This is a genomic window from Lacinutrix chionoecetis, assembly GCF_053604665.1.
In genome coordinates, this window is the sequence record NZ_JBSHNQ010000080.1 from 246194 (window position 1) to 259030 (window position 12837).

The window sequence follows — 12837 nt, forward strand, 5'->3', positions numbered from 1 at the left end:
AAAAGGGAGCTCATTTAGCTCCCTTTTCATTTAAAATTAATTAATTACTATTTTACAATTACCTTTTTTGTTTCAGTAATTGCGCCATCTGAAACTTGTAACATATACATTCCAGATTGTACATTTTCTAAATTAATAGTTTGATTAAATGCTGGTGAACTGTTGTAGATTTCATTAAATACACGTCTTCCTCTAATATCGAAAACCGAAATGTTAATATCGTCATTAGATGCTCCGTTAAGCATGACATTGAACGAACCATTGTTAGGGTTTGGATAGACAGAGAAATTAGAAATAGTCGAGTTAAATTCCTCTACAGATAACGAACCTTGCACACAAAAATCTAATGTAAATTCAATAATTGTTCCTCCATCTGCAGGGCCAAAATCGTCATCAACAGATAGTGTCCAATCTCCAGCAGTCATTTCACCATATAAAGTAGATAAGTCGCCTTCAGGTATAAATGTACCCGTGAATGGTGAGGTTCCTGTTGTTATTGAGGCAGACGCTTCTTGATCGAAAACTGTATTAGTATAATCATCATCGCCCGAAGCCCCATTATCTGTACTTAACTCAACAGATGTACCACTTGGGCTAATTAAAAATATATCTAAATCATTATTCCAATCATGTTCTATTGTAATTAAAACGTTCACATCTGTAATTGGTAAATCATCTGTAATGGTTATAACCGATGTATAGTTTGCATTTGCTCCACTACTTGCAATAGTAATAGGTGTATCTGTTGCAGTAAATAAGTTATTACACGAGATATTTGCAGTAGTAAAGTTAAAAATTGCAGATGCTGCAGCTGTAGCACATTGGTTAGAAGCTGTTACTCTCCAAAAATATTGCGTATTAGATGCCAGCATCGTTGTTGTGTAAGAATTTGTTTGTACTGTAGCAGATTCCACAATTGTAGAGAATCCTGCATCACTCGCCACCTCTACAAAGTAATCTTGAGCATTTACATCTATATTCCAAGTTAACATTCCATCTGACGAAACATCTACTGCTCCATCTACAGGAGAAACTAATGTTGTAGGCGCTAAAGAAGCATCGAAAACATTAAGAGTTAATAATGTAGATTTAGTTATCGATCCAGATGTACCAACTAAATTAAATGAATAAGAACCTAAAGCTAAAGATCCTGTTCCAGATACTGTAACAGTACCCGTAGTCCCATCTGCTGTGGCAGAAGAAGGATTAATAACTGCAGTAGCTCCAGCCGGTAATCCTGTTACTGTAAAATTAGTTGTGTCCATAAAATTCAGAAAAGTGTTGTATGTAAAAGTATAAACTGCATCTGCAGGACTACATACATCAATTCGATTTGAATCTGGTGTTATTACAAATTCTGATTCTTGAATAGAGAAATTTGTTGAATTTACTGCATAAAATATATTATTATTACCTTCTACTATCACTCTTGCCGTGTTAGTATCTCCACCTGTTACAGGTACTGTTACATCATGCGACCCATCATTAGGAACATCGGTAGCCATTGTAAATGGGAATGTTAAACCACCATCTACAGACAGTAAAATATTAACTGTAGGAGTATTTACCGCTCCACCATCTGAACCGGCAACGTTCCAAGTTACTGTTTGTGTAGAGCCTGCGTCCCAAGTTTCATTTGTTGTTTGCGATGTTACTTCAAAAGGTCCAGAAGTACCATCAACAGTAACTAACATAGTATCAAAATTTGTTTGTGGCATCTGCCCTACGCCTCCAGTTTCAGAGCGATCTCTAACAGTTAAGGCAAAATTTAAGGTTCTGGCTACTGTGGAAACAGTTTCCCATGACGAATTATCTACAGTTTCCACTGGACTGGTTTCTGTTAACTGCCCATTTAAAACGCGGCTTAAAATTGGCATGTATCTATCTGGCGAAGTGCTTGGAGGTCTCGATCGCCATACTGGACCCATATGTGTAGGACCAAACTGACCGTTAGTGGTTTGCCCACTATCTATTTGTTCCCAAGTGTATGTTAGTGCATCACCTGCATCTGCATCGGTTGCCGATCCTTTAAGAATAAAAGCTGTACCATTAGGTATGGTATAATCTGAACCAGCATCTGCCACAGGCGGATTATTGGTTATGGCTGTAGTTACGGCACATTGATTAGCTCCACTAGTAACATTATTAAGAATTTGATTGATACTGTGATAATGAAAATAAGGATCACTATGGTCTTGTACATCATTTCCACCAGTAATTCCAGCATAACCCATTATGCTTGTTCCACTTCCAGGTTCGGCATTAACTCCGGTTCCTTCTGTGTTAAAAGAAAAAGTATGGTTAGCTCCCATTTGGTGACCAATTTCATGTGGCACATAATCGATATCGAAAAAATCTGCCATATAAGGTCCTCCATCATTATCTGTAAATGAGTGAGACGAAAACGCACTGCCTTTACCGTTTTCACATACGCATCCTATGCAACCAGCATTACCATTATTACCCGCAAAAGCTAATAAGTGACCTATGTCGTAATCTGACTCACCAACTGTAGCTGTCAAGTTTGTTTGTAAGTCTCCATTTAAATTGCCACCGTAAGGGTCTGTACCTACATAAATTAAATCTAATGCAGGGTCGTCCGTTGTATCAACTAATTGAAATGTAATAGCCATATCAACTTCAAAAACTTCATTCGTTCTATTTAATGTAGAAACCATTTGGGCTAGCGCATCTTGTTGCGCATCTCCATTTCCAGCATTACCATCATCCCAATAGTTTGTATATTCTGAGGTTACAGACATTGCCATTCTAAAAGTTCTTAATAATTGATCGTTAGCATCTCTTGACATGGTACTCGTCATTACTCGCTTAGAAATTTCAACATCTTCGGTTAGACATTCAAAAGTGTCAGATGAATTAAGTTGTGCCGTTCTGTTATACACTATGTATTGGCCGTTAGAAACTTTGGTTATTGGTTGAATATAAACTGTTTCTTTTCCTATCTCAGATATCATAGCCTTTAAACCTAAAGGTGTTACACTAAATCTTACTCTTGTACCTGAACCATCGGTTGACGATCCTAAATACGTTTTAATATTTGGATGCTGTGCTGCATTATCATCCGAAGAAAAAATACGAGTTTCTACTACCCGATAATTCTGCATCCTGCCATCAATAGAAGGAAAGCCAACTAAAGTATTAGATTTTCCGTTCGATAAACTTCTTAACGGAGCTCCAGCTAATTGGAGTTTCAAATTTTCTATATTTAATTGAAGCACAGCAGAATTCTTAGTATCCAAATTCTTAAGCGAGATGCCGTCGGTACCGTCTTTAAATGTCGTCTTAGCCCAAACATCACTTTGGGCTACAAGAGTACTTGTCAATAACAGGAAAATTATTGATAGTACAATAGGTAATTTTGTTTTCATAATTTTAAGCTTAAAATGATTAGAACCACTAATTTAGTTAATTATTTACTAATGATATCCTTAATATTTTCAAAATGCAGCAAATACTTTGTAATTATGTTTTAAAATTAAGGAATAGACTATTCGCCTATAATAATTAAAGCCAATTGAACACATATTCAATTGGCTTTTTCTATTTTTGTATTTAAACTTTTACTACTTGACACCAGATTTAACCGAGAAAACAAACACCGTAGTTACCATTGGCACTTTCGATGGTGTGCATATTGGGCATCAAAAAATAATTGAGCGCCTTATTGAGGTAGGAAAACAAAAAAAATTAAAACCAACAATACTTACCTTTTTTCCGCATCCAAGAATGGTATTGCAAAAAGATGCAGACATCAAGTTGATAAATACAATTGATGAAAAGGAAGCAATTATGCATCAATTTGGTTTAGAAAATTTAATTGTTAAAAAATTTACTAAAGAATTTTCAAGAGTAACGGCCGAAGATTTTGTTAAAACCATTTTGGTAAATCAGCTTAATGCAAAACATGTTATTATTGGTTACGACCATCACTTTGGCAGAAACCGCTCTGCTAATATTCAAGATTTAAAAACGTTTGGTAAATACTATGGTTTTCATGTCGAAGCAATTTCTGCTCAAGATATTGATGATGTTGCCGTAAGCTCTACCAAAATAAGAGCAGCTTTATTAGAAGGCGATATTGAAACAGCAAACAGCTATTTAGGCTATGCCTTTTTTATTACTGGTACGGTTGTAAAAGGTAAAGGTTTGGGTCGTACTATAAATTTCCCCACTGCAAATATAGAGATAAGTGAATCTTACAAACTCATTCCTAAACAAGGTGTTTACGTGGTAAAATGTATTATTGAAAGCAAAAATGTTTTCGGGATGATGAATATTGGTACCAACCCAACCGTTAATGGTTCGACGCAAACCATAGAGGTGCATTTTTTTAATTTTGAAGGCTCTCTTTATGATAAAACATTAAAGATAGAGCTTATAACACGGTTACGAGACGAAGAAAAGTACGACTCTGTCGAGACTTTAAAAAAACAACTTGTAATAGACCAAAATAACGCCTTAGCATATATTAAAAGTCATGCTTAATAAATTTTTTTTTAAACATATAGACAATAGTGCTTTAGTGGTATTCAGGATTATTTTTGGGCTATTATGTTTTTTAGAAACCGTAGGGTCCATTTTTACCGGTTGGATAACGCGCACTCTTGTGGAACCTAAGTTTACATTTACTTTTTTAGGTTTCGAGTGGCTTCAACCACTTCCAGGTAACTGGATGTATGTGTATTATGCTGTAATGGGCATTTTTGGCTTATTAATTATGGTTGGTTACAAGTATAGAATAAGCATAATCATGTTTTTTTTAATGTGGAGCGGTGTGTATTTTATGCAAAAATCGTCTTACAATAATCATTACTATTTATTGGTTTTACTTACTGGTATTATGGCTATTTTACCAGCTAACACCTATGCTTCTATAGATGCTAAATTAAATCCTAAAATTAAAAGTATATCTATGCCAGCTTGGTGTAAATGGATTTTTGTAATTCAGTTATTAATCCTTTATACTTACGCTTCGAAAGCAAAAATGTATCCAGATTGGTTAGATTTAAGTGTGCCAACCATGCTTATGCAGAGCAAAGCCAATTATCCAATTATTGGTGGACTTTTACAACAAAGTTTTGTGCCATATCTTGTAGGTTATGGTGGTATTTTGTTTGATGGGTTAATTATACCATTGCTACTTTTTAAACCCACAAGAAAGTATGCTTTTTTTGCATCCATATTTTTTCATTTGTTTAATTCTTTTGTCTTTCAGGTTGGTGTATTTCCTTACCTGTCTTTAGCGTTTTCGTTGTTCTTTTTCGAGCCTGAGGTTATTAGAAACATCTTTTTAAAACGAAAAGAATTATACACAAAAGCAGAAATTATTGTACCTAACTACAAACCTGTTTTAATTGGTTTGGGCGGTTTATATTTTATCATTCAAATAGCCTTACCGTTGCGCCACCATTTTATAGAGGACGATGTTTTATGGACAGAAGAAGGTCACAGACTTTCTTGGCGTATGATGCTTCGTTCTAAATCCAGTTACACCACCTTTAAGGTTGTTAATACCAAAACGAAGGAAGAAACACCAGTAAATATGCGCGATTATCTTACAAAAAAACAAATACGTCTGGCGAGTTCTAAACCAGATGCTATTTGGCAATTTGCGCAATATTTAAAAAACGAGTACAAGAAAAAGGGTGAAGATATACAGGTTTTTGTAGATGCAAAAGTTAGTGTTAATGGTAAGCCACATAAACAATTAATAGACGTAAATACAGATCTTGCCAATGTAAAATTTAATTACTTTACACATAACGATTGGATATTACCATCGAAAAAGTAAACTAATACAATTACTTGTTTTTTGGCTAACAAAATCTTACTACTTTTACCACTTTAAAATAAGTATTACCTTTTTTTGCGTTAGGGATAGCAGCGGCATCCTTTTTGCTTTTTTTGCAAAAAGATATAGCGAATAGCCCGACCTTTAGGTAACGCCCAAACTAAAATATATGTTACAAGTACCTTTTATTAGAGACAATAAAACCGCAGTAATTGCTGGTTTGGCAAAACGTCATTTCGATGCTAAAGATTTAGTAGAGCAAGTAATTGCTTTAGACGAAACGCGCCGCGAATTGCAAACACATTTAGATAATACATTAGCCGAATCTAATGCCTTGTCTAAAGAAATAGGCATCTTGTACAAATCTGGAAAAGCAGCAGAGGCCAATGTTTTAAAAGAGAAAACGAGTGCGTTAAAAGAAAGTTCTAAAACGCTTTCTGACGATTTAAACGCTACAGCCGAAAAACTTCAAGGGCTTTTATACCAATTGCCAAATGTGCCTCACGAATCTGTTCCTGCAGGAAAATCGGAAGCCGAAAATGAGGAGGTTTTTAATGAAGGTGAAGTGCCAAAACTTTACGAAGGTGCAGCGCCACATTGGGAATTAGCTAAAAAATACGATATTATAGATTTTGAATTAGGCAATAAAATTTCTGGTGCAGGTTTTCCTGTTTACAAAGGAAAAGGTGCACGACTACAACGCGCATTAATTGCTTATTTTTTAGATAAAAATACAGCAGCAGGTTACACAGAATACCAATTACCGCTGTTAGTAAACGAAGCGTCTTGCTATGGCACTGGGCAATTACCAGACAAAGAAGGGCAAATGTATCACGATTCGCGGGACGACTTATATTTAATTCCAACTGCAGAGGTTCCGGGCACCAATGTGTTTAGAGATGTGTTGTTAAATGAAACCGATTTACCAATTGGTATTACAGGTTACACACCGTGTTTTAGACGCGAAGCTGGAAGTTATGGTGCACATGTTCGTGGATTAAATAGATTACACCAATTTGATAAAGTGGAAATAATACGTGTGGAGCATCCGGATAACTCTTATAAGGCCTTCGATGGTATGGTGGAGCACATTAAGAATATTTTACGCGAGCTTAATTTACCGTACAGAATTTTAAAATTGTGTGGTGGAGATACTGGTTTTCCTTCGGCAATGACTTACGATTTTGAAGTGTTTTCTACAGCACAAGACCGTTGGTTAGAAATATCGAGTGTGTCTAATTTTGAAACCTATCAGGCAAACCGATTAAAATTACGCTTTAAAAACAGTGATGGTAAAAATGAACTGGCGCATACTTTAAATGGAAGTGCTTTGGCATTACCTCGAGTTTTAGCTGGTATTTTAGAAAACTATCAAACCGAAAATGGTATAAAAATTCCAGACTGTTTAGTACCATATACTGGTTTTTCTATAATTGACTAAACCATATATTTTCCTACATTTTTATTCTAAAATAACATAAATCATCGTTAAAGTGTTAAAAAAATACGCTGTTTAACGAATTTTTGTGATTTTATTTTATTTATAGGGTTATTTTTTTCATATTTCAATTCTCATATTAAAATGAACTGACTTATGAAAAACATTATGCGCCTCTTCCTGCTTACTGCGCTGGTGGTTTTAGCGGTTAAAGTTTTTTCGTCGGATTACGAAAAACTAAAGACTGAAAAAACGCAAACTATAGTTATTGTAAACAAATAGCGTTTCAATATAAAAATATGCCCCAATCGAGTAATTGAATCATTTAGATATATAATGATTAATAGCACATTTATTTAGATTGGCTTATGCCTGATTAAGTTCAGGCATTTTTTTTATAGTTTTATTATATTCGCTTAGGCATAACATTTGCTATATTTACACAAATCCTAAACATGCGAATAGTATTTCTTTTATGTTTTTTATTAAGCTTCAATGCGTTTTCTCAAAGCGATATTGTAGCAAGAGAGTATTTTAACAATGGAGAGTTTGAAAAAGCATTATTATCGTACCAGAAACTCTATTCTAAAAATAATAGAAACAGAAATTATTTAAATCAATTAGTAAAAACACACCAGCAATTAGAGCAGTATAAAGAAGCGCAGGCCCTATTGGAAGCCGACTTGCTAAACACACAATATCCAGCAACCTATGTTGAACTAGGTTACAATTATAAATTGCAAAACGACACTGTAAATGCCAATTTAAACTACCAAAAAGCATTGGAGGCCGTGAACTTAAAACCTAATTTGGCCTATACTGTTGGTCGTAATTTTGAAAAACTTTCTTTATTAAAGCAAGCCATTTTAACTTACGAAAACGCCATGGCTGCAAAGCCACAATTAAATTTTAACATGCAGTTGGCGCGCATTTATGGTGAGCAGGGAAATATTGAAAAGATGTTTAATAGTTACATTAATTTTTCTGAAATTAATGAGACATACATTAATACCATAAAGCGCGAATTTAGCACCTTTATTAGTGAAAATAAAGAGAACGAAAACAATGCTATTTTAAGAAAAATTCTTCTTAAAAAAATTCAAACCTCGCCTAACCTACTATGGAACGACATGCTGAGTTGGTTATTTATTCAGCAAAAAGATTATAACAAAGCATTTACCCAAGAAAAAGCCATTTATAAAAGGCAATTAGAATCTTTAGATCGCGTTGAAGAACTGGCAAATATTGCCTACAACCAAAACCAACCAGAAGTTGCTACAACTATTTTTCAATTTATTGTAGATAATACACAAGACATAGATATAAAAATTAATGCGCATTACAATCTTATTCAAATTGAAACAGAACAAGCGTCTAAAAAAGATTATAAAGCTATAAACGAAAAATACATAACCCTGTTAGAAACCTTTGGTAAAACCGGTAGAACTATTGGCTTACAAATAGCTTATGCGCACTTTTTGGCTTTTTATCTTAACCAGACTAACGATGCCATTGTCTTTTTAAAAGACAGTTTAAAACTTGGTGTTGGTAATTATGATTTAGCACGTATAAAATTGGAATTAGGAGATATCCTTGTTTTAGAAGAACGCTTTAACGAAGCTTTAATTTATTATACACAAATTCAACGTGCACTAAAAAATAGTACCATTTCGCAGGAAGCACGATTTAAAGTAGCCAAAACAAGTTATTATAAAGGCGATTTTAAATGGGCAGAATCTCAACTTAAAATATTAAAAGCATCCACTTCGCAATTAACAGCTAATGACGCTTTAGATTTAAAGCTATTAATTGGCGACAATAAAGCCGAAGACTCTTTACAAACTGCGTTAAAACAGTATGCAAAAGCCGATTTATTAGCGTTTCAAAACAAAAAAGACGAATCGATTTTACTTTTAAACAATATTTTAGAAAACCATAAAACCGAAACCATTATACCACAGGCTTTATTTAAACAAGCGGAATTATATAAGGAAAAAGGACAGTTTGAAAAGGCAAAAGCCAATTACGAGCGTCTTATAGCAGATTTTAAAGATGGTATTTTGGTGGATGATGCTATTTTCGCTTTAGCTGAAATTTATGCCAATACATTAGCGCAACCAGAAAAAGCCAAAGCACTTTACGAAATCATTATTTTCGAGCATGCAGATAGCATCTATTTTGTAGAATCCCGAAAGAAATATCGTGCGTTGCGAGGTGATGCTATTAACTAAGCTACTTAGTTAATTTGTAATGGTTTTATTATGCAAATTTATTTTTGTTAATAAAGCTCAAAATTTTTAATAATGATTGTTGCAGAAACCAATAGACTAATTATTTCTAAATTTACTATTGAAGACGCAGCTTTCTTTATGGAATTAGTTAATACGCCATCTTGGTTAAAATATATAGGAAATAGAAATATTAATACCATCGAGCAAGCGCAAGACAGAATAAAAAACAGTCACTTAGAAAGCTACAAAAAACACGGTTTTGGGTTTTACAAATTATTATTAAAAGCTGAAAATCTAAAACCTATTGGCTCTACTGGTATAATTAAAAGACCAGAATTAGAAGACGTAGATATTGGCTTTTCGCTTTTGCCGGAATACGAAAGAATGGGATTTGGTTTTGAATCTGCAAATGCAGTAATGGCATTGGCAAAAAACGAATTTAACCTTAAAAAAATATGCGCTATAACATTAGAAAGCAATAAAAACTCTATCCTTTTAATAGAAAAATTAGGTTTAATTTTCGATAAAAAAGTAAAACCTTTTGAAAATGATAAAGAACTCTTGTTATTTGCAAAAAACTTATAATATAAAATGATAATATATAACGTTACCGTAAACATAGACGACAGTGCTCACGACCAATGGTTAAAGTGGATTAAAGAACATATTCCGCAAGTATTAGCAACAGGCAAATTTAAAGAAGCGAAATTAACAAAAGTGTTAGTTGAAGAAGAATTAGGCGGACAAACCTACTCTATTCAATACAGAGCACATTCTCGCGAAGCTCTCGATGCTTATTATAAAGAAGATGCAGACCGTTTAAGAACAGATGGTTTAAAACTATTTGCCGATAAAATGCTTGCCTTTAGAACCGAACTGGAAATTATAGATGAGTATGCTGTAAATTTTAATTAATCTCAGCACAAAAAACAAACATTTAAAAACCATCTTTATCCTAAAAAATTTTAGGATAGTGAAACACAATTATGGCGCAAAATAAAAACAATTCACACCAAGTAAAAGCAAAGAAATTTTTAGGTCAGCATTTCCTGGAAGATGAAACCATTGCCCAAAAAATTGCAGATGCTTTATCTCTTGAAGGTTACCAAAAAGTTTTAGAAATTGGTCCTGGAATGGGTGTGTTAACAAAATACCTGCTTAAAAAGCCCATAACTACTTACGTTATAGAAATAGATGCCGAGAGTGTAGAATATTTAAAAAACAATTACCTAAATCTGGCTCCAAGAATTATTGAAAAAGATTTTTTAAAATACGATGTTAGCGACACATTTGCCAACGAGCCTTTTGCCATTTGTGGTAATTTCCCTTATAACATTTCCACCCAAATTGTATTTAAAACATTAGAGTTGCGCCATCAAATACCAGAATTCTCTGGCATGTTTCAAAAAGAAGTTGCACAGCGTATCTGTTCGCAAGAAGGCAGTAAGGTTTATGGTATCCTTTCAGTATTAACACAGGCTTTTTATAATGCCGAATATCTTTTTACTGTGCCACCAACCGTTTTTAATCCGCCTCCAAAAGTAGAATCTGGCGTATTAAAACTTACTCGTAAAGACGATTTTATTCTCCCATGCGACGAGAAATTATTTTTCAGAGTAGTAAAACAAGCCTTTATGCATCGCAGAAAAACACTGCGCAACAGTTTAAAAACATTCGAATTAAGCGATAATTTAAAAGCAAATGCTATCTTTGACAAGCGTCCGGAACAGCTGGATGTTAACGCATTTATAGCGTTAACAACAATAATAGAAAACGATAGTAAAAATTAAGTTTTTAGTGGAAGAACAAGACGAAAATATCAAATTTACAATAAACGACGAGCTTATTGAAAATGTAGAACAGTTAGTAGATTCTCAAAGTGACGAAGCCATTTTAGACTTGCTAAATGAATACCACCACGCTGATATTGCCGAAATACTTGAGGATTTAAGTACCAATCAATCAACCTACATTATTAAGCTGTTAGACAGTGATAAAACATCCGAAATCCTTATGGAAATGGATGAGGACGATCGTGAGAAAATTTTAGCCACACTATCCACAAAAGAAATTGCTGAAGAAATCGAGGAGCTCGATACCGATGATGCTGCCGATATGATTTCGGAACTTCCAGAATACAGACAGGAAGCAGTAATCGCACAAATTGAAAACCAAGAGCATAAAGCCGAAATCCAGGAACTACTTACCTACGACGAAGATACAGCTGGTGGTCTCATGGCAAAAGAGTTGGTGAAGGTTAACGAAAACTGGACCGTTACAGAGTGTGTAAAAGAAATGCGTGCACAGGCCGAAAATGTCACCAGAGTACACTCTATTTATGTGGTAGATAGCGAAGAGAAGCTTATAGGTCGACTATCGTTAAAAGATTTATTAATGGCATCGCCAAGAGCTCATATTTCTACAGTATATATACCAAAAGTAGATTTTGTAGATGTTAATGAAGATGCAGAAGAAGTCGCTAAAATCATGCAAAAATACGACCTGGAAGCCATTCCTGTGGTCGATATAAACAAAGTTTTAGTAGGTAGAATTACCATTGACGATATTGTAGACGTTATTAAAGAAGAAGCAGAAAAAGATTACCAACTTGCTGCAGGTATTACACAAGATGTAGAAGCAGACGATAGTATTTTACAACTCACCAGAGCACGTTTACCTTGGTTATTTTTAGGACTCATAGGAGGAATTGGCGCCTTTGTAATCATGTATTTTTTTGAAGGCAGATTGCCAGAAGAAGCCGTTATTCTCTTTCTATTCACGCCATTAATTGCTGCCATGGCAGGAAACGTAGGCGTACAATCCAGTGCTATTATTGTTCAGGGTTTGGCAAACGACGATGTAAAAGGCAGTATAAACAATCGTTTAGTAAAAGAAATGTTGCTGGCCGCACTTAACGGTCTTGCCCTTTCTATATTTTTATTTCTATTTGTTTACGCCTGGGAACAAAACTTTAACCTTGCACTTGCCATCTCTGTATCTTTAATTGTGGTTATTATAATTGCTGGCTTAATAGGCACTTTTATACCCTTGTTTTTAGATAAAAGAGGTGTAGATCCTGCCATTGCAACAGGTCCTTTTATAACTACCAGTAACGATATTTTCGGGATTGTAATCTATTTGCTCATTTCTAAATCCATTATGGGATTTTAATATTTTAGTTGGGCGTTCCCTTTTTTGCACTTCGTACCTCAGGCAAAAAACGTCGTGCCATCCACTATATCTTTTTTTTGGCATATATGCCACCAAAAAAAAGGATGCCGTTTCTACCACTAACGCAAAACTTTGTAACTTTCAGTTTTAAAAAAGACAAAGTCGTAACTAATTCTTTTATACCG

9 protein-coding genes are annotated in these 12837 nt (G+C 34.4%); 8 read left to right on the forward strand and 1 reads right to left on the reverse strand.

The window, feature by feature from the left end; genetic code table 11:
• Positions 1-47: 47 nt before the first annotated feature.
• Positions 48-3389 carry a zinc-dependent metalloprotease gene (locus tag ACVC43_RS08305; protein ID WP_452224040.1) on the reverse strand — a complete coding sequence of 1114 codons (3342 nt, stop codon included), beginning with the start codon at positions 3387-3389 and terminating at the stop codon, positions 48-50.
• A 199-nt stretch (positions 3390-3588) separates the two neighbouring features.
• On the opposite strand from ACVC43_RS08305, the gene ACVC43_RS08310 reads away from it, so the two are divergent.
• From ACVC43_RS08310 to mgtE, 8 genes are all read left to right on the forward strand, one after another.
• Positions 3589-4506, forward strand: a complete 918-nt coding sequence (locus ACVC43_RS08310; RefSeq protein ID WP_452224041.1) for a bifunctional riboflavin kinase/FAD synthetase — start codon at positions 3589-3591, stop codon at positions 4504-4506.
• A complete protein-coding gene (locus ACVC43_RS08315; protein WP_452224042.1) occupies positions 4499-5812 on the forward strand; it encodes an HTTM domain-containing protein in 1314 nt (437 codons plus the stop codon). The genes ACVC43_RS08310 and ACVC43_RS08315 overlap by 8 nt, the downstream gene beginning before the upstream one ends.
• Before the next feature lie 169 nt (positions 5813-5981).
• Complete coding sequence (serS, locus tag ACVC43_RS08320) at positions 5982-7253, forward strand: serine--tRNA ligase (RefSeq protein WP_452224043.1); 1272 nt, start codon at positions 5982-5984, stop codon at positions 7251-7253.
• A 452-nt stretch (positions 7254-7705) separates the two neighbouring features.
• Entirely contained in the window at positions 7706-9481 is a 1776-nt protein-coding gene (locus ACVC43_RS08325) for a tetratricopeptide repeat protein (RefSeq protein WP_452224044.1), read from the forward strand.
• A 72-nt stretch (positions 9482-9553) separates the two neighbouring features.
• The gene (locus ACVC43_RS08330) at positions 9554-10066 is read left to right on the forward strand and encodes a GNAT family N-acetyltransferase (protein WP_452224045.1); all 513 of its coding nucleotides are present in this window, start codon (positions 9554-9556) and stop codon (positions 10064-10066) included.
• Between the two features lie 6 nt (positions 10067-10072).
• The gene (locus ACVC43_RS08335; protein ID WP_452224046.1) at positions 10073-10396 is read left to right on the forward strand and encodes a DUF4286 family protein; all 324 of its coding nucleotides are present in this window, start codon (positions 10073-10075) and stop codon (positions 10394-10396) included.
• A gap of 71 nt (positions 10397-10467) precedes the next feature.
• Positions 10468-11271 carry a 16S rRNA (adenine(1518)-N(6)/adenine(1519)-N(6))-dimethyltransferase RsmA gene (rsmA, locus tag ACVC43_RS08340; protein ID WP_452224047.1) on the forward strand — a complete coding sequence of 268 codons (804 nt, stop codon included), beginning with the start codon at positions 10468-10470 and terminating at the stop codon, positions 11269-11271.
• A gap of 7 nt (positions 11272-11278) precedes the next feature.
• Complete coding sequence (mgtE, locus tag ACVC43_RS08345) at positions 11279-12652, forward strand: magnesium transporter (protein WP_452224048.1); 1374 nt, start codon at positions 11279-11281, stop codon at positions 12650-12652.
• Positions 12653-12837 lie beyond the last annotated feature (185 nt).